Genomic DNA, 17,839 nt, shown 5'->3' with positions numbered 1-17,839 from the left:
ACTGAAGTCGCAACTCCATAGTGTGCGACGACGACCCACTCCTCCGGCTCCCGAGCCGGCGAGTGATCGCGGGGATGATCGGTTTCGACATTGCCTGCGAAACTGCGAGAAGCGGGTCGAGGATTCAGGGTTATCTCGTTAACGATCTCTGAAAAACAATAGGTGCCGAACACAAGCGCACCGACTTCGCTCTCGCTGCCTAAGCCAGAGTAGATAGTCCGTCAGCCCGTGGGTGTGTCCTCGCCCCGGATCCTGGCGTCATCAAGAGGACTTGCTGCGTCGTTACGCCTGAGGGCGACGCGGGACGTGCACTCGGGCTGGGCCCGTCGACCGATGCGCCAGTGGTAACGGTCGGGGCCGAGCAGAACGCTCTCACTGGCTACACCCGTAGAAGGCGCAGAATCACAGCGATGGACGGGGGTTCGATTCCCCCCATCTCCACCCTCGGTCGTCGTCGCACCTGTGAAGTCTTCTTCGTCTCCGAAGCGCGCGTCAGGCGCGCTGTGCGGGCACGCCGAGGGCGGGCAGTACGACGTGGTCGACGAGTTCGGCCACGGTGTCGCGATCGAGACCGCGTTTGCGCAGCGTCACGCTGCCGAAGGCCGCAGTCGGCACGATGTCGGCGATCAGCCGCACGTGGACCTCGGGAGAGATCGCTCCTTTCGCCTGCCACCGCTCGATCACCGCGATCAGGGCATCCACAGGAGGTCCGCCGATCACTCGGTAGGCGGCCTCGAAGAGCTGAGGATCGCGACCGATCTCGCTCAGGACGCTCGCGAGGACGAGGCCAGAGCGGTCTCCCGAGTCGGCGAAGTGCAGGGCAGCGCCGAGGAGATCCTCGCGGAGGTTTCCGGTGTCAGGGGTCTCCTGCGCGTGCTGGGTGGCGCGGACGGCGGCGACGACAAGCTCTGGCTTCGTGGTCCAGCGGCGGTAGATCGCGGACTTGCCGCAACGGGCGCGGCTCGCGACGGCGGCGATCGTCGTCCCTGCGTACCCGCGGTCGACGAGCAGCTCCTGCGTCGCGGTGAGGATGCTGTGCTCGACCCCGGGATCGCGGGGTCGGCCTGCTGGGGCCGGGCTCTGCTCTATCGGCATGGAACGATGGTAACTTCCGGTTCTCTGCAGTACCGTATGTCCTATTACGGTACCGATTGGAACCGTAAAAGGATGCGCTCCGCATGAGCGCTGATCGAAGGGCACATGATGACCGCTTCGCTGCCACGCCAGGACTCTCGCTCCCGAGTGCGGACCACACTTCTTCTTGCGGGCGCCGGGGTGATCGCCATCGCGGTCAACGCCGCCATCGCAGCGGCCGCCATCACGCTCGGCGCGCCCAGCGGCTACGGGCCGCTGACCGTCCCCGCGAACGCACTCCTCACCATCGTTGGTCTCGCGATCGGGTGGGTGGGCTGGCTCTTCGTCCAGTCCCGCTCGCGGAATCCGCGCCGAACGCTGATGGTTCTCGTCCCGCTGGTGACGCTCCTGTCGTTCGTTCCCGACATCCTGCTGCTCGCGGTGCGATTCGTCCCCGGCACGAACGCGCCCGCCGTCATCGCCCTGATGCTGATGCACCTCGTCGTCGTCGCGTGCGCCGTCCCTGCCTACTGGCTCGCCTCGCGGGAGCGGGCGCACCGCAACTGACGTCGTCTCGGCCACGGGCGCCCCGTGCGGCGTCCGCCCCTCTCACCGGGCGGCGCCCGCGAAGCTCCCTCTCGTGGAGTCGAGCGCAGGGTCGTGCACGGCGCACACGATCGTGCGGTCGCCGTGCCGCCAGCTGACGGACGAGGGGACGAGCGCGCGATACTCCAGCGCCGAGTCCCCGTAGGCGATTCCCATCACCGCGCCGAATTCGGGCTCGCACCCCGCATCGGCTTGCGCCAGGAGGGTGTTGCGGCTCGTATAGTCGTCGCCCGACTGCACGAAGGTGTGGAAGACCTCGAGGGCGTGCTCCTGGTCACAGGGCACGAGCTCGACGTCGGCCACGCGAGCCTCGGCCGGGTCGCGGAGGCAGTCGCCGCGGCGCAACGAGAACGCGTCGCTGCTGCCCGCGGTGACGACGGCTCCCGCCTCGTCGCGCACCGCCTCCGGAGCGCCCGCGCCGGCGAGGGAGGTGCAACCGGCGAGCGGGAGCGCGAGCGTCGCGACCAGAACCAGCACGACGCGACGCATCATCGCCGGGCCACGATGGAGAGCACCTGCTCGTGCAGCACGCCGTTGGTCGCCAGGGAGCTGCCATGCCAGGGGCCGGGCTCCCCGTCGGCCGAGGTGAAACGCCCGCCCGCCTCCTCGACTACGGGCACGAGCGCGGCGAGGTCGTACGGCTTGACGTCGAACTCGCCCGCCCCATCGAGGAGCCCCTCGGCGACGAGCATGTAGGGCCACGCGTCGCCGTAGGCGCGGTCGCGCCACACCGAGTCGGCGAGGAGGAGCAGCTGGTCGAGGCGGCCCGCTCCCGCCCACTGCTGGATGCTGTTGTAGCTGAAGGTCGCGTCGGCCAGCTCGGCCACTCCCGAGACACGCAGGCGCCGAGGCTCCTCCGTCGCGGGGAGCGCCGTGCTCCACGCACCCGACCCCTTCGCCGCCCACCACCGCTGACCGAGGGCGGGGGCCGACACGACGCCGACCACGGGCACGCCGTCGACCGCGAGCGCGATCAGCGTCGCCCAGATCGGCACTCCGCGGAGGAAGTGTGCGGTCCCGTCGATCGGGTCGAGGATCCATTGGCGCGAGGCGTCGCCCGACGTGCCGAACTCCTCGCCGAGGATCGCATCGTCGGGGCGCTCCGTCTCGAGGAGGGAGCGAATCGCCTCCTCGACGGCACGGTCGGCGTCGGTGACGGGAGTGCGGTCGAGTTTGGTGTCGACGACGAGGTCGATCGCGCCGAAGCGCTCGCTCGAGATCGCGTCGGCCGCGTCGGCGAGGCGGAGGGCGAGGCGGAGGTCGTCGTCGAAGCGAGGGTCGTCGGAGCGGAGGATCACGGGATCACGATACCGACGGGCTGCCGCACGCTGGCGATTTGACGAACCGGGGGGAGTCGCTGGTAATGTGACTCCTCGGTTCGGCATGCACTTCGCGCCGGCGCCAACGCACCTCTAGCTCAATCGGCAGAGCAACTGACTCTTAATCAGTGGGTTCTCGGTTCAAGTCCGAGGGGGTGCACCAACCCGCCCCGCACCTCCTCGAGGTACGGGGCTTTGTTGTCGTACGTGGAGACGTCGGTGCGGCTCGTGTCGCTCGTGGCGCCGTGATCGGCGACGGTCGACATCGCGATGCTCCGGGCGAGCCCGTCGGCCGCGGCGGATCGTCGATCGGCGAAGGCCTGAGATCACCGGCGGGCCGTCGACGGTGCGGCGGGAACGCCGCCTGGGCATCCGCACGGTGTCCGGCGCAGAACGTCGCTTGCGCGTGGAGCGCGTGGAACGCTGTCTGTTCGCTACCGCATCCCCGCCGATTCCTCTTCTACCGAAAGGACCGCCGTGCCCGAAGACGTCCTCCCCGAGATCGGCTCCGTCGCGCTCGCCGTCGTCATCGCGGTCGTGATCGCCGTCGTGGCGACCGCCGCGGTCGCCCTTGCGTTCCGCTCGATCGGCAAGCGCAGAACCTGGGCGCGCCTGCTCATCCGGCGCCTGCGCATCCCGTTCCGCGTGCTGCTGCTGACCATCGCGATATGGGTGGCGCTGGCGGTGACCGCCTCCGGCGACACCTGGCCGACCCTCCTCGACCGCGTGTTCCAGATCGCGACGATCGGCGCGGCCGCGTGGGTCGTCGGCGCGCTCTTCGTGTTCGTCGAGGACCTGGGAGCCGAGCGCTACCGCACCGACACGGCCGACAACCGGCGCGCGAGACGCCTCCGCACGCAGATGACGATCATCCGGCGCGTGGCCGTCGCCGCCGTCGTCGTGATCGCGATCGGCGCCTCGCTCCTCACCTTCCCGGAGGCGCGCACAGCGGGGGCGAGTGTCCTCGCCTCGGCGGGTGTGCTCTCGATCGTCGCGGGCCTCGCGGCACAGTCGAGCCTCACGAACATCTTCGCGGGGATGCAGCTCGCCTTCAGCGATGCGATCCGCCTCGACGATGTGGTGATCGTCGAGAACGAGTGGGGTCGGATCGAGGAGATCACGCTGACCTACGTCGTCGTGCACCTGTGGGACGACCGCCGCCTGGTCCTGCCCACCAACTACTTCACGACCCAGCCGTTCCAGAACTGGACTCGCACGGGCTCCGAGCTGCTCGGCGCGGTGGAGCTCGACCTCGACTGGCGGGTGAGTCCCGAGCAGATGCGCGAGGAACTGCACCATGTGCTCGAGGAGACCGAGCTGTGGGACGGGCGGACGAGCGTGCTCCAGGTGACGGACGCGACCGGAGGATTCGTGCGCATCCGCGTGCTCGTGACCGCCAAGGACGCGCCGACGCTCTTCGACCTGCGGTGCTACGTGCGTGAGCGCCTCGTGTCGTGGCTGCACGAGAACGACCCTGTGGCCCTGCCGCGCCAGCGCGTCGAGCTGGAGCAGGAGCCGCCCCGGACGCCTCCGCGCCGCCACCCCTCCTCGGCCCCTGACAATCTCTTCTCGGGCGATCAGGCCTCGGACGAGCGCGGTGCGCTCTTCACGGGGCTGATCGATCTGCGCGAGCCTCCTCAGCGCGACTGACCCCTCCGCGAGATGCCACTTGTGCGCGCGACACGCCGAGGGAGGCGCGCACAAGTGGCATCTCGCGGGGAGGCGTCAGAGGTGGGCGGCGATAGCGTCGGCCGCCTGGACGAGGGCGAGGTGCGAGAGGGCCTGCGGCGTATTGCCGGCGTGGCGGTGACCATCGACGTCGTACTCCTCCGAGAGCAGCCCGACGTCGTTGCAGAGGCCGACGAGGCGCTCCATGAGCGTCGTCGCGTCGTCGAGGCGCCCCGAGTAGGCGTACTGGCGCACGAGCCAGAACGAGCAGGCGAGGAACGGATGCTCCGAGCCGGCGAGGCCGTCGACCGACGACTCGGTGCGATAGCGGTGCAGGAGGCCCTCCTGCAGGAGGACGCGCTCCAACTCGGCGACCGTGCCGAGCATCCGAGGATCGTCGGCCTCGACGAAGCCGACCATCGGCAGCACGAGGAGGGAGGCGTCGACCTCGGTCGACCCGTACGACTGCACGAAGTGCCCACGGTCGGCATCGAAGCCCTGCGCCTGGATCTCGGCACGCACCTCCTCGCGCAGCCGCTCCCACGTCTCGACCGGGCCGGGAAGGCCGTTCTCGCGCACCGCGCGCACACCGCGATCGAGCGCCGCCCACACCATCACCCGGGAGTGCGTGAAATGGCGGGGTTCGCCGCGGATCTCCCAGATGCCGTTGTCCGGACGCTGCCAGTTCTCCTCCACGAAGCCCAACAGCGCGCGCTGGAGCGGCCACGAGAACTGAGTCTCGTCGACTCCGCCCTGGCGCGCCTCGTGCAGGGCCACCATCACTTCGCCGATCACGTCGGCCTGGTACTGGTCGACGGCGGCGTTGCCGATCCGCACAGGAGAGGCGCCGTCGTAGCCGGGCAGGCTCGCCATCGTGCGCTCGGGAAGGTCGCGCTCACCGGCGAGGCCGTACATGATCTGCACGTCCTCCGGGGCACCGGCGACCGCTCGCAGCAACCACGACCGCCACTTCTGCGCCTCCTTCTCGAAGCCGTGCGCCATGAGCGCCTGGAGGGTCAGCGACGCGTCGCGCAACCACACGTAGCGGTAGTCCCAGTTGCGGGAGCCGCCGAACTGCTCGGGGAGGGACGTGGTGGCCGCCGCCACGATGCCGCCGGTCTCGTCGTCGGTCAGGGCGCGCAAGGTGAGGAGCGAGCGGACCACGGCGTCGCGATGCGGCCCGTCGTAGCTGATCGACGAGGCCCAGGAGCGCCACCAATCGAGGGTGCGCTCGAGGGCCCGGTCGACGTCGAGCTTTTTGGGCGCCTTCTGGTGCGACGGGAACCACGTCATCGAGAGGTCGACTGTCTCACCCTCGGCGACGTCGAACTCGGCCGAGTGCACGTGGTCGGTCGCCGTGAGCCGCATGCCCCGCACCACGACGGCATCGGGACCGGCGACGGCGACGAGCATCGGATCCTCGTCCGTCCCTTCCTGGCGGACCCACGGCAGCGTGCGCGCGTAGTCGAAGCGGATCCGCAGCTCCTGCCGCAGCCGCACCGCGCCGTGGACGCCGCGCACCCGCCGCACCAGCTCGGGGCGCTCGTCGCGCAGCGGCATCACGTCGATCACCTCGACCACACCGCTCGGAGTCGTCCAACGTGTGACCAGCGCGAGCGTGTCGTCGAGGTAGTGGCGCTCGCTCGTTGCGTCGGCGTCTACCGGCCGCAGCGACCATCGCCCCTGGTCGTCGCCTCCCAGCAGCGCTCCGAAGACGGAGGCGGAGTCGAAGCGAGGCAGACAGAGCCAGTCGATGCCGCCGTCCCTCGAGACGAGAGCGGCGGTGCGACAGTCGGAGAGGACCGCGTAGTCCTCGATCGGGGAGACCATGCGGTGATCCTCTCAGCTGCGGCTGTGGCCTCCCAGTCAAGGCGGAGCGGCGATACGACGCTCGGTCATAGGGTGAGCGACATGTCACAGACGGTCTCGACCCTGCTCATCCTCGGTGCGACAGGGGATCTCTCCTCCCGTCTGCTCCTGCCCGCGGTGGGTCAGCTGGTGAGCCGGGAGTCGGATCGCAGGGTCGCTCTCGTCGGCGCCGGACGGGAGGACTGGACGCAGGAGCACTGGCGCGAGGTCCTCGCCTCCTCGTTCGGCACCGTCGACGCGAGCGGCGCCGCCGTCGAGGCGCTCGTGTCGGGCACCCGCTACCAGCAGGTCGACGTCACCGACCCGAAGGCGCTCGCCGCGCTGCTTCGGAGTTGCGAGGGACCCGTCGCGGTGTACTTCGCCCTGCCTCCCGCCATCGCTGCGAAGGCGTGCAGCGCGCTCTCTCCCCACGACCTCCCCGATGGGACCGTGCTCGCCCTGGAGAAGCCGTTCGGCACCGACGAGGCGAGCGCCCACACGCTCAACGAGCAGCTCGCGACACTCGTCCCCGAAGACCGCATCCACCGCGTCGACCACTTCCTCGGCCGAGCGACCGTGATGAACGTGCTCGGGCTGCGCTTCGCCAACCGGATCCTCGAGCCGTTGTGGAGCGCGGAGCACGTCGACAGCGTCGAGATCGTCTACGACGAGCAGCTGGGACTCGAGGGACGCGCCTCCTACTACGACGGCGCGGGGGCGCTCATCGACATGATCCAGAGCCACCTCCTCCAGGTGCTCGCGGTGATCGCGATGGAGCCGCCGTCGACACTGGACGCCGCCGATCTGCGCGACGCCAAGGCTGTCGTGCTGCGAGCCACCCGCCTGCGGGGCGACGACCCGACCGCCTCCTCCCGCCGCGCGCGCTACACCCGGGGCACGGTCGAGGGACGCGAGCTGCCGTCGTACACCGACGAGAAGGGTGTCGATCCGTCGCGCGAGACCGAGACCCTCGCCGAACTGACGGTCGAGATCGACAACAGGCGTTGGGCGGGTGTGCCCTTCACGCTGCGTTCGGGCAAGGCGCTCAAAGAGCGCAGGCGCGAGGTCGTCATCCGTTTCAAGCCCGTTCCGCACCTGCCTGCCGGCTTCCACGGCACAGCGGAGCCCTCGGTGCTGCGGCTCTTCCTGGCGCCCGACGAGATGGCGCTCGAGCTGAACATCAACGGCCCCGGCGATCCCTACTCGCTGGAGCGGGCCTCCCTCGAGGCGACTTTCGGCGAGGGGGAGCTGCTAGCCTACGGCGAGGTCATCTCGGGCATCCTCGACGACGATCCGTCCCTGTCGGTCCGCGGCGACGCGGCCGAGGAATGCTGGCGCATCGTGCAGCCGGCGCTCGACGCGTGGCATGCCGACCGGGTGCCGCTCGACGAGTACCCCGCGGGCAGCGAGGGACCGGAGGGATGGCCGAAGGCCTGAGCGCGCGGAGGCGCCGGGCGTCTCGAGCGCCCGCTCCTCAGCGGGAGACGGGAGCCGACGACTCGGGTACGGCCGGGTCGGCCCACACGGCGATCGGCTGAGGCTCCCAAGTGAGGGCCGCCGGCTCGACCGGGGGAGTCGACGCCCGCATGGCCGGAATTGCGTCGGTCACGGGAGCGGCCGTCTCGGGGACGCCTGCCCGGAGCTGCTCCTGCTGGATCGCGGCCGAGAGCTCGTGCGCGAGCGAACGGGCGAGCATCCCGTGGAAGATCGGATCGCGGTCGTCGTGGCTGCGACGCGTGACGACCCACGCTCCCTCCGCGCCGACGAAGGCGGCGAGACGCTCGTGCACCACCGCGAAGAGCTCGTCCTGGGTCAGAGCGGGAGCCGTGACCACCTGGGGCGCCGGCTGACGGCGCCTCAGACGAAACCTCATGTCGATCCCCGTTTCCCGCGCGATGAGCTGCGATGACCAGTGTCGCTGCACGGGCTCGTGCCGTCGCTCTGACACGCCGCGGGCGAGGTCACACGAGGCGCGATCAGCGCTTCGCGCCCCGCTGGTCGAGCTGCTTCGAGTCGTACGATACCGAGCCGAGGGCGACGGTCACCGAGATCGCCCAGCTGACCCACTGCAGCGCCAGGCGCCAGTCGCGCGGCCCCTTGCGCGTCGTCTGGAGGATGGACCAGCCTCCGACGATCGCGCTGATGACGCTGGAGTTGAGGATGAACTTGCGCATGCGAATGCCTCCCGTGGTTGCTCCGACGCTAGCGGGTGCGGCCGGCCGCGCGGCAACGGTTGACACGACGGCCGCGTTTCCCCGCTACGGTGAACCGCCACCGCTCTGGGGGCGACGATCCGAGAAGGACGGGAACGACATGCGCACGGCTGTGATCGGAGCGGCGCTGCTCGTCGTCGGTGCGATTGCCGTGGCCCTGGGCGTGCTTCCTCTGGAGGCGCTGGGCGAGCTCGTGGAGCGCACGGCACCGATCCTCGCGTTCGTCGTCGCCGTGACCGTGGTCGCCGAGCTCGCGTCGGAGGCGGGGGTGTTCACGGTCGTCGCCGAGCGCGCTGCCACGTGGGGGCGCGGACGGACCGCCGTTCTGTGGCTCCTCGTGGTCGCGATGGCCGTCGTGAGCACCGTGTTCCTCTCGCTCGACACGACCGCGGTGCTGCTCACCCCCGTCGTCGTGTTGCTCGCCGCCCACGTGCGCGTCTCGCCGCTGCCTTTCGCGATGGCGACCGTGTGGCTGGCGAACTGCGCCTCCCTGCTGCTCCCTGTCTCGAACCTCACCAATCTGCTCGCGGAGCGGAGCCTCGGCGTCGACGGACCCCTCGCCTTCGCGGCCCTGACCGCACTGCCCGCGCTGATCGCCGCCGCCGTCCCCGTGATCGTGCTCGCGGTGCGATATCGCCGCGAGCTGACCGGCCGCTACACTCCGGGCGAGCGGACTCCCGTCGAAGATCGCGTGCTCCTCCTCGGCGCGGGCGTCGTGGTGGCGCTCCTGCTGCCCGCCCTGGTCTCGGGGCTCGAGGTGTGGATCCCGGCCACCGTCGCCGCCCTCGCGCTCGTCGTGCTCTTCGCCGTCCGCCGGCCGTCCGCGCTGCGGCCCTCCCTCCTGCCATGGCAGCTCGTCGTCTTCGCGGCAGGGCTCTTCGTGGCCATGGAGGCGGCACATCAGCTGGGCCTGGGTGCGGCGCTCGCCGTGGTCGCGGGCGAGGGCAGCGGAGTCGGCGATCTGCTGCGCCTCTCGGGCTCGGGCGCGATCGCGGCGAACCTCGTCGACAACCTGCCCGCATATCTTGCGCTCGAGCCCGTCGCTGCCGATCCGTTGCGGCACGTCGCGTTGCTGATCGGTGTCAACGCCGGCCCCCTGATCACTCCGTGGGCCTCGCTCGCGACGCTCCTCTGGCACCAGCGCCTCACCGCGCTCGGCGTGCACATCTCGTGGCGCCAGTACGCGCTCCTCGGGCTCGTCGCCGTGGTGCCGACGGTGGGAGGCGCGACCCTCGCGCTCGCCCTCGTGCACGGCTGACGCGCACCTCCCGTTCGGGGTCGGCTGGTAGCCTCGCGGCGTAAGAAGACGGCTCGACCGACGATGGGGACGACCATTTCCGCCCACTCCGCTTCCCGTTCCTCCGACGCTCCGAACGCCTCCGACCCGAACCCGTCGACGCAGGCGCGCAATGCCTTCGTGGTGGTCTCGAACCGCCTCCCGGTCGACCGCGTCGTGGCCGCCGACGGCACCGCCCTGTGGAAGACCTCGCCCGGTGGCCTCGTGACCGCGCTCGAGCCCGTCATGCGGGCGAACGAGGGCGCCTGGGTGGGCTGGCCCGGCGTCGCCGACGAGGAGGTGGCGCCGTTCGAGAACGACGGCGTCCTCATCGTGCCGGTCAGGCTCAGCGCCCAGGAGCTCGAGGACTACTACGAGGGCTTCTCGAACGACACCCTCTGGCCGCTCTACCACGACGTGATCGCGCCTCCCACGTACCACCGCGACTGGTGGGAGGCGTACGTGCGCGTCAACCGGCGCTTCGCCGAGACCGCCGCCGAGGTCACGGAGGAGAACGGCGTGGTCTGGGTGCAGGACTACCAGTTGCAGCTCGTGCCGAAGATGCTGCGCGAGCTCCGGCCCGACATCACGATCGGCTTCTTCAACCACATCCCGTTCCCGCCGTACGGGATCTTCGCGCAGCTCCCGTGGCGCAAGCAGATCGTCGAGGGCCTGCTCGGCGCCGACGTCATCGGCTTCCAGCGTCAAGGAGACGCGGGCAGCTTCCTGCGCGCCGTCCGGCGGCTGCTCGGCTACGACACTCGCAGCACCGTGGTGGAGGTGCCGGTCGAGGACGACGCGGTGGGTGGCACGAGGAGGGTCAACCGCTCGCGGCGCGGGGCGAGCGTGCGCCCCGTGGTCGCCCGCCACTTCCCGATCTCGATCGACTCCTCCGCGTTCGAGGCAATGGCGCGCACGCCAGAGATCCAGGCGCGGGCACGTCAGATCCGTGCCGAGCTCGGCGACCCCGAGACGGTGATGCTCGGCGTCGACCGCCTCGACTACACCAAGGGCATCGGCCACCGTTTGAAGGCGTTCGGCGAGCTGCTCGCCGACGGCCGCCTCTCCTCCGAGGACGCCGTGCTGGTGCAGGTCGCGAGCCCCAGCCGTGAACGCGTCGACACGTATCGGCAACTGCGAGACGACATCGAGCTGCAGGTCGGGCGCATCAACGGCGACTATTCGACCCTCGGGCACCCCGCGATCAGCTACCTGCACCACGGCTATCCACGAGAAGAGATGGTCGCCCTCTACCTCGCGGCCGACGTCATGCTCGTGACGGCGCTCCGCGACGGGATGAACCTCGTCGCCAAGGAGTATGTCGCCTCCCGCTTCGACAACGACGGCGTGCTCGTGTTGAGCGAGTTCACGGGCGCGGCCGACGAGCTCAAGCAGGCCGTGCAGGTCAACCCGCACGACATCGCCGGCCTCAAGGACGCGATCGAGGCCTCCGTGCGGATGCCCCGCCCCGAGCGCGCGCGCAGGATGCGGGCACTGCGCCGTCGCGTGCTCGAGAGCGACGTCACCCGCTGGTCAGAAGCCTTCCTCGCGTCGCTCACCGAGCACGCCGCCGGGCAGCAGCTCGATGTGCACCCGGCCGCGCGAGGCGCGGAGGCGCCACGGGGCCAGGAGGCGGAGCACCGCGCGGACGCCGACCGCGGCCAGGAGGCCCAGGCGCGGGAGATCGAGACGCAGGAGGCGGAGGGGCGATGAGCGACGGCGTGCCCGATCGCCTCCGGACGGCGCTGCGCGAGCTCGCCGCGACCGATCGCCTCCTTGTCGCCCTCGACTTCGACGGCACCCTCGCACCCGAGGTCGACGACCCCGCGCGTGCCCGCGCGCTCCCGGAGGCGCGAGACGCGGTGCTGCGGCTGCTCGCCCTGCCGGCCACGCGCGTCGCGCTTGTCTCCGGGCGTGCGCTCGGGAGTCTCGAGGAGGTGGCGCAGCTGCCCGACGAGGCGTTGCTCGTCGGCTCGCACGGCATCGAGATCCGTCTCGACCCCTCCGAGGATGCGGTGCAGCTCGACGACGACGAGCTGGTGCGCGTCGGAGTGCTCGAGGACGTGCTGAAGGGCATCGCGCGCGGCATCGACAACGTCTGGATCGAGGACAAGCCGGCCGGCTTCGCCCTGCACACACGTCTGGCGACCGAGCGCCACAGCCGGGTCGCCCACGTCGTCGCCCTCTCGGAGGCGCGCGCCGAGGTGCAGGGCGTGACCATCCGCGAGGGCAAGAACGTGCTCGAGTTCTCCGTGCGCTCGACCACCAAGGGCGAGGCCGTTCAGCACCTCCGCCGCTACACGGGAGCGACCGCCGTGCTCTACGCGGGCGACGACGTCACCGACGAGGACGCCTTCGCGGTGCTCGGCGAGGGCGACGTCGGCATCAAGAGCGGCGAGGGGACGACGACGGCGGCCTACCGCGTGCGCGGGCCGCAGCAGGTGGCGCACGCGCTGCGGCTGCTCGCGGAGCTGAGGGGCGCCGGCCGCTGAGGTGGGCCGGCGTCTCGGTGCCTCCCTGTCGAGAGCGCTGAGGCGCCCCCCTCAGCGTGGCCGGTGTATGCGCTAGGACGTTTGCGCGAGGCGGTAGCCTCGTCACATGCCGGAAATCGATTGGAAACCCCGCTCGCGTACCGTCACGGACGGCATCGAGGCCACGACGTCGCGCGGGATGCTTCGAGCCGTCGGGATGGGCGACGACGACTGGGAGAAGCCCCAGATCGGCATCGCGTCCTCCTGGAACGAGATCACCCCCTGCAACCTCTCCCTCGAGCGCCTCGCGCGCTCCGCGAAAGAAGGCGTGCACTCGGGCGGCGGCTACCCGTTGCAGTTCGGCACGATCTCGGTGTCGGACGGCATCTCGATGGGCCACGAGGGCATGCACTTCTCGCTCGTCTCGCGCGAGGTCATCGCCGACTCCGTCGAGACTGTGATGATGGCGGAGCGCCTCGACGGCACCGTCATGCTCGCCGGCTGCGACAAGTCCCTGCCCGGAATGCTCATGGCCGCTGCGCGCCTCGACCTCGCCGCCGTCTTCGTCTACGCCGGCTCGATCGCCCCGGGCTGGGTCAAACTCTCGGACGGCACCGAGAAGGACATCACGATCATCGACTCCTTCGAGGCGGTCGGCGGCGTCAAGGCCGGGATCATGTCCGAGGAGGACGCCAAGCGGATCGAGTGCGCCTTCGCCCCGGGCGAGGGCTCCTGCGGAGGCATGTACACCGCCAACACGATGGCGAGCGTCGCGGAGGCGCTCGGCATGAGCCTCCCCGGCTCGGCGTCACCCGCCGCCGCCGACCGCCGCCGCGACTACTTCGCGCGCAAGTCGGGGGAGGCGGTCGTCGGGCTGCTGCGCCAGGGCATCACGGCGCGCGACATCCTCACGAAGAAGGCGTTCGAGAACGCGATCGCGGTGGCGATGGCCTTCGGAGGCTCCACGAACGTCATCCTGCACCTGCTCGCGATCGCCAATGAGGCCGAGGTCGATCTCACGATCGACGACTTCAACCGCATCGGCGACACCATCCCGCACATCGGCGACCTCAAGCCCTTCGGCAAGTACGTCATGAACGACGTCGACCGCCACGGCGGCGTGCCGGCCGTCATGAAGGCGCTGCTCGACGCAGGCCTCCTGCACGGCGACTGCCTCACGGTCACCGGCGCGACCGTCGCCGAGAACCTTGCCGCGATGGACATCGCGCCGTTGGACGGCGAAGTCATCCGCACGCTCGACAATCCGATCCACGCGACAGGCGGCCTGACGATCCTCAAGGGCTCCCTCGCCCCCGAGGGCGCGGTGGTCAAGACCGCGGGCTTCGACGCCTCCGTCTTCGAGGGCCCGGCCCGCGTGTTCGAGCGCGAGCGAGCCGCGATGGACGCCCTGACGAACGGCGAGATCGAGAAGGGCGACGTGGTCGTCATCCGCTACGAGGGGCCAAAGGGCGGGCCTGGGATGCGCGAGATGCTCGCCATCACCGCCGCCATCAAGGGCGCCGGGCTCGGCAAGGATGTACTACTGTTGACGGACGGACGATTCTCGGGCGGCACAACCGGCCTCTGCATCGGACACATAGCTCCCGAATCGGTGGACGCAGGTCCCATCGCATTCGTTCGCGACGGAGACCCGATTCGGGTCGACATCGCCGCTCGCTCGATCGACCTACTCGTCGACGACTCTGAGCTCGCCGCCCGCCGAGAAGGCTGGGCACCCCTCCCTCCGCGCTACACCCGCGGTGTCCTCGCCAAGTACGCCAAGCTCGTCCGCTCGGCCGCCGAGGGCGCCACCACCGGGTGAGCCCGGCCCTCCCCGGCCGGCCGCGCACTCGCGCCTCCCGAGCACGGGTGGTCATCGACCCCCGCTCGTCGCCGCACCACGTTCCGAAGGAATAGACACCCGCATGACCCCGGACCAGTCCGCCGCGCCAGCCGCACCGACACCCCACCCACCCCGTCCCTCCGCGAGCCAGGGCACAGCCCCCGCGGTCGAGGTCCTCACCGGAGCGCAGGCGGTCGTCCGCTCGCTCGAGATGCTCGGCATCGAGGACGTCTTCGGTCTGCCCGGCGGCGCGATCCTCCCGGTCTACGACCCGCTGATGGACTCCTCCACCATCCGCCACATCCTCGTCCGCCACGAGCAGGGCGCCGGACACGCCGCCGAGGGCTACGCCTCGGCGACGGGCAAGCTCGGCGTCTGCATCGCGACATCCGGCCCGGGCGCGACCAACCTCGTCACCGCGATCGCGGACGCCTACATGGACTCGGTGCCGATGCTCGCGATCACCGGCCAGGTGTTCTCGACGCTCATGGGCACCGACGCGTTCCAGGAGGCGGACATCGTCGGCATCACGATGCCGATCACGAAGCACTCCATCCTCGTGACCCGCCCCGAAGACATCCCCTCGGCGCTCGCCTCCGCCGCGCTGATCGCGACGACCGGCCGCCCCGGACCGGTGCTCGTCGACATCACGAAGGACGCGCAGCAGGACCAGGCCCCGTTCCTCTGGCCGCCCAAGATCGACCTGCCCGGCTACCGCCCCGTCACGAAGGCGCACGGCAAGCAAATCCAGGCCGCGGCGCAGCTGCTGACCGAGTCGAAGAAGCCCGTGCTCTACGTGGGAGGCGGCATCATCCGCGCCCGCGCCTCCAAGGAGCTGCGCGCGTTCGCCGAGGCGAGCGGCGCCCCCGTCGTCACGACGCTGATGGCGCGCGGCGCGTTTCCCGACTCGCACGAGCAGCACCTGGGTATGCCCGGAATGCACGGCACCGTCCCCGCGGTGCTCGCACTCCAGGAGGCCGACCTGATCCTCGCGCTCGGCTCGCGCTTCGACGACCGTGTGACCGGCAAGGCGGCGCTCTTCGCGCCGCACGCGAAGGTCGTGCACGTCGACATCGACCCCGCCGAGATCTCCAAGATCCGCACCGCCGACGTGCCGATCGTGGGCGACCTCAAAGACGTCCTGCCCGACCTCACGGAGGCGTTCGTCGCAGCCGCGGCCGGGGGCCGCGCCGAGACGGACGCCTGGTGGAGCTACCTCAAGGGGCTCCAGGAGGAGTTCCCGCTCGGCTACACCGAGCCCGCCGACGGCCTGCTCTCGCCGCAGTACGTCATCAAGCGCATCGGCGAGATCACCGGACCGGAGGGCGTGTTCGCCTCCGGAGTCGGCCAGCACCAGATGTGGGCGGCGCAGTTCATCCAGTACGAACGCCCCAACTCGTGGCTCAACTCCGGCGGTGCCGGCACGATGGGCTACTCGGTGCCCGCCGCGATGGGCGCCAAGGTCGGCGAGCCCGACCGCACGGTGTGGGCGATCGACGGCGACGGCTGCTTCCAGATGACCAATCAAGAGCTCGCCACCTGCACGATCAACGACATCCCGATCAAGGTCGCGATCATCAACAACTCCTCGCTGGGCATGGTGCGCCAGTGGCAGACCCTCTTCTATGAGGGCCGCTACTCGAACACCGACCTCAACACGGGTCACGACACCGTCCGCGTGCCCGACTTCGTGAAGCTCGCGGAGGCGTACGGCGCCCTCGGCATCCGCGTCACGAAGGTGGAAGAGATCGACGCGGCGATCGAGCTCGCCATCGCCACCAACGACCGGCCCGTGGTCATCGACTTCGTGGTGAGCCGAGACTCCATGGTCTGGCCGATGGTCCCCCAGGGAGTCTCGAACAGTTACGTCCAGTACGCGAGAGACCACAGCCCGAGCTGGGACGACGAGGAGTAGACCATGACGCACCACGTTCTCTCCCTGCTCGTCGAAGACAAGCCCGGACTGCTCACCCGTGTCGCCGGGCTCTTCGCGCGCCGCGGCTTCAACATCGAGTCGCTCGCCGTCGGACCGACCGAGCTTCCAGGCCTCTCGCGCATCACGGTCGCCGTCGACGTCGAGGACCTGCCGCTCGAGCAGGTCACCAAGCAGCTCAACAAGCTCGTCAACGTGATCAAGATCGTCGAGCTCGACACCGACCAGTCGGTGCAGCGCGAGCACCTGCTCGTGAAGGTGCGCGTCGACCACGTCACCCGCTCGCAGGTCCTCGAGGCCGTCACGCTCTTCCGCGCGCGCGTGGTCGACGTGGCGACCGACGCCCTCGTCATCGAGGTCACGGGGGACACCGGCAAGACCACCGCGTTCCTCCGGGTCATCGAGCCCTACGGGATCAAGGAGATCGCGCAGTCGGGCCTGCTCGCCATCGGGCGCGGCTCGAAGTCGATCACCGAGCGCGTCTTCAAGAACTGACCGGCCTCCGCGCCGCCTCCCCTCCCTCCGCAGACCCCTCCACAGAAAAGGAAGCCTCACGTGACCGAGCTCATCTACGACGCCGACGCCGATCTCTCCATCATCCAGTCCAAGAAGGTCGCGATCGTCGGCTACGGCTCGCAGGGCCACGCACACGCGCAGAACCTCCGCGACTCGGGCGTCCAGGTCGTCATCGCCCTCAAGGACGGCTCGAAGTCGACCGCCAAGGCGCAGGACGACGGCTTCGAGGTCAAGAGCGTCTCCGACGCGGCCGAGTGGGCCGACCTGATCATGATCCTCGCGCCCGACCAGCACCAGCGCGCGATCTACTCGGAGCAGATCGCGGACAAGCTGTCCGAGGGCAAGACGCTCGCCTTCGCGCACGGCTTCAACATCCGTTTCGGGTACATCGAGGCGCCCGCCGGCGTCGATGTGATCCTCATCGCGCCGAAGGCCCCAGGGCACACGGTGCGCCGCGAGTTCGTCGCCGGCCGCGGCATCCCGGACATCATCGCCGTCGAGAACGACGCGACCGGCACCGCGTGGGAGACCGCGAAGTCGTACGCGAAGGCCATCGGAGGCACCCGCGCCGGCGTCATCACGACGACCTTCACGGAGGAGACCGAGACCGACCTGTTCGGTGAGCAGGCCGTGCTCTGCGGCGGCACCTCGCAGCTCGTCCAGTACGGCTTCGAGACGCTCGTCGAGGCCGGCTACCAGCCCGAGATCGCGTACTTCGAGGTGCTGCACGAGCTCAAGCTCATCGTCGACCTCATGTGGGAGGGCGGCATCGCCAAGCAGCGCTGGAGTGTCTCGGACACCGCGGAGTACGGGGACTATGTGTCGGGCCCCCGCGTCATCGACCCGCGCGTCAAGGAGAACATGAAGGCCGTCCTCGGCGACATCCAGAGCGGCGCCTTCGCGAAGCGCTTCATCGCCGACCAGGACGCGGGAGCCCCCGAGTTCCAGGAGCTGCGCGCCAAGGGCGAGCAGCACCCGATCGAGGCGACCGGCCGCGAGCTGCGCAAGCTGTTCGCGTGGAAGCAGACCGACGAGGACTACACGGACGGCAGCGTCGCGCGCTAGTCGCCGC

At 70.0% G+C, this 17,839-nt stretch carries 16 protein-coding genes, 1 tRNA gene and 1 other RNA gene; 12 read left to right on the top strand and 6 right to left on the bottom strand.

What is annotated here, in order from left to right; genetic code table 11:
* The first annotated feature begins 70 nt into the window (after positions 1 to 70).
* Positions 71 to 444, top strand: a transfer-messenger RNA (tmRNA) gene (gene ssrA / locus ITJ45_RS09245).
* A gap of 48 nt (positions 445 to 492) precedes the next feature.
* Here the strand turns inward: ssrA and ITJ45_RS09240 are convergent.
* Positions 493 to 1,095 (bottom strand): TetR/AcrR family transcriptional regulator, encoded by a 603-nt coding sequence (locus tag ITJ45_RS09240; RefSeq protein ID WP_194609235.1) that lies wholly within the window; start codon positions 1,093 to 1,095, stop codon positions 493 to 495.
* 147 nt (positions 1,096 to 1,242) lie between these two features.
* Between ITJ45_RS09240 and ITJ45_RS09235 the strand changes: the two genes are divergently transcribed.
* Positions 1,243 to 1,641: a DUF6069 family protein gene (locus ITJ45_RS09235; protein WP_323742962.1), complete on the top strand. Its 399-nt coding sequence runs from the start codon at positions 1,243 to 1,245 to the stop codon at positions 1,639 to 1,641.
* A gap of 42 nt (positions 1,642 to 1,683) precedes the next feature.
* On the opposite strand, the gene ITJ45_RS09230 is transcribed toward ITJ45_RS09235, so the two are convergent.
* Positions 1,684 to 2,172 (bottom strand): septum formation family protein, encoded by a 489-nt coding sequence (locus ITJ45_RS09230; RefSeq protein WP_194609231.1) that lies wholly within the window; start codon positions 2,170 to 2,172, stop codon positions 1,684 to 1,686.
* The gene (locus tag ITJ45_RS09225; protein WP_323742991.1) at positions 2,169 to 2,975 is read right to left on the bottom strand and encodes an inositol monophosphatase family protein; all 807 of its coding nucleotides are present in this window, start codon (positions 2,973 to 2,975) and stop codon (positions 2,169 to 2,171) included. The genes ITJ45_RS09230 and ITJ45_RS09225 overlap by 4 nt, the downstream gene beginning before the upstream one ends.
* 111 nt (positions 2,976 to 3,086) lie before the next feature.
* On the opposite strand from ITJ45_RS09225, the gene ITJ45_RS09220 reads away from it, so the two are divergent.
* A tRNA-Lys gene (locus ITJ45_RS09220) sits at positions 3,087 to 3,162 on the top strand.
* 314 nt (positions 3,163 to 3,476) lie between these two features.
* Positions 3,477 to 4,649 (top strand): mechanosensitive ion channel family protein, encoded by a 1,173-nt coding sequence (locus tag ITJ45_RS09215; RefSeq protein WP_194609227.1) that lies wholly within the window; start codon positions 3,477 to 3,479, stop codon positions 4,647 to 4,649.
* A 75-nt stretch (positions 4,650 to 4,724) separates the two neighbouring features.
* On the opposite strand, the gene ITJ45_RS09210 is transcribed toward ITJ45_RS09215, so the two are convergent.
* Positions 4,725 to 6,497 (bottom strand): glycoside hydrolase family 15 protein, encoded by a 1,773-nt coding sequence (locus tag ITJ45_RS09210; protein ID WP_194609225.1) that lies wholly within the window; start codon positions 6,495 to 6,497, stop codon positions 4,725 to 4,727.
* An 81-nt stretch (positions 6,498 to 6,578) separates the two neighbouring features.
* Here ITJ45_RS09210 and ITJ45_RS09205 point away from each other — a divergent pair, with 81 nt between their 5' ends.
* Positions 6,579 to 7,952: a glucose-6-phosphate dehydrogenase gene (locus tag ITJ45_RS09205; RefSeq protein ID WP_194609223.1), complete on the top strand. Its 1,374-nt coding sequence runs from the start codon at positions 6,579 to 6,581 to the stop codon at positions 7,950 to 7,952.
* A gap of 37 nt (positions 7,953 to 7,989) precedes the next feature.
* On the opposite strand, the gene ITJ45_RS09200 is transcribed toward ITJ45_RS09205, so the two are convergent.
* Together ITJ45_RS09200 and ITJ45_RS09195 are read right to left on the bottom strand one after the other, a co-directional pair.
* Positions 7,990 to 8,388, bottom strand: a complete 399-nt coding sequence (locus ITJ45_RS09200; RefSeq protein WP_194609221.1) for a hypothetical protein — start codon at positions 8,386 to 8,388, stop codon at positions 7,990 to 7,992.
* 103 nt (positions 8,389 to 8,491) lie between these two features.
* A complete protein-coding gene (locus tag ITJ45_RS09195) occupies positions 8,492 to 8,689 on the bottom strand; it encodes a hypothetical protein (RefSeq protein WP_194609219.1) in 198 nt (65 codons plus the stop codon).
* Positions 8,690 to 8,828: 139 nt separating this feature from the next.
* Between ITJ45_RS09195 and ITJ45_RS09190 the strand changes: the two genes are divergently transcribed.
* The 7 genes from ITJ45_RS09190 (at position 8,829) to ilvC (ending at position 17,832) form a co-directional block, all read left to right on the top strand.
* A complete protein-coding gene (locus ITJ45_RS09190) occupies positions 8,829 to 9,986 on the top strand; it encodes an SLC13 family permease (RefSeq protein ID WP_194609217.1) in 1,158 nt (385 codons plus the stop codon).
* A gap of 63 nt (positions 9,987 to 10,049) precedes the next feature.
* Complete coding sequence (locus ITJ45_RS09185; protein WP_194609215.1) at positions 10,050 to 11,717, top strand: alpha,alpha-trehalose-phosphate synthase (UDP-forming); 1,668 nt, start codon at positions 10,050 to 10,052, stop codon at positions 11,715 to 11,717.
* Positions 11,714 to 12,496, top strand: coding sequence for a trehalose-phosphatase (gene otsB, locus ITJ45_RS09180; RefSeq protein ID WP_194609213.1), 783 nt, complete (start codon positions 11,714 to 11,716; stop codon positions 12,494 to 12,496). The genes ITJ45_RS09185 and otsB overlap by 4 nt, the downstream gene beginning before the upstream one ends.
* Before the next feature lie 106 nt (positions 12,497 to 12,602).
* On the top strand, positions 12,603 to 14,297 hold the full coding sequence (gene ilvD, locus ITJ45_RS09175) for a dihydroxy-acid dehydratase (RefSeq protein ID WP_194609205.1): 1,695 nt from the start codon (positions 12,603 to 12,605) through the stop codon (positions 14,295 to 14,297).
* A 103-nt stretch (positions 14,298 to 14,400) separates the two neighbouring features.
* Positions 14,401 to 16,233 carry an acetolactate synthase large subunit gene (locus ITJ45_RS09170; RefSeq protein WP_194609203.1) on the top strand — a complete coding sequence of 611 codons (1,833 nt, stop codon included), beginning with the start codon at positions 14,401 to 14,403 and terminating at the stop codon, positions 16,231 to 16,233.
* A 3-nt stretch (positions 16,234 to 16,236) separates the two neighbouring features.
* Entirely contained in the window at positions 16,237 to 16,746 is a 510-nt protein-coding gene (gene ilvN / locus ITJ45_RS09165; protein ID WP_194609201.1) for an acetolactate synthase small subunit, read from the top strand.
* Positions 16,747 to 16,806: 60 nt separating this feature from the next.
* The gene (gene ilvC, locus ITJ45_RS09160) at positions 16,807 to 17,832 is read left to right on the top strand and encodes a ketol-acid reductoisomerase (RefSeq protein ID WP_194609191.1); all 1,026 of its coding nucleotides are present in this window, start codon (positions 16,807 to 16,809) and stop codon (positions 17,830 to 17,832) included.
* Positions 17,833 to 17,839: the final 7 nt, after the last annotated feature.

Origin of the sequence: Rathayibacter sp. VKM Ac-2879, assembly GCF_015351245.1 — a bacterium.
In the GTDB taxonomy this organism is placed as follows: domain Bacteria; phylum Actinomycetota; class Actinomycetes; order Actinomycetales; family Microbacteriaceae; genus Rathayibacter.
Note: the sequence above shows the minus strand (reverse complement) of the source record. Positions and strands in the feature narration are given on the sequence as shown.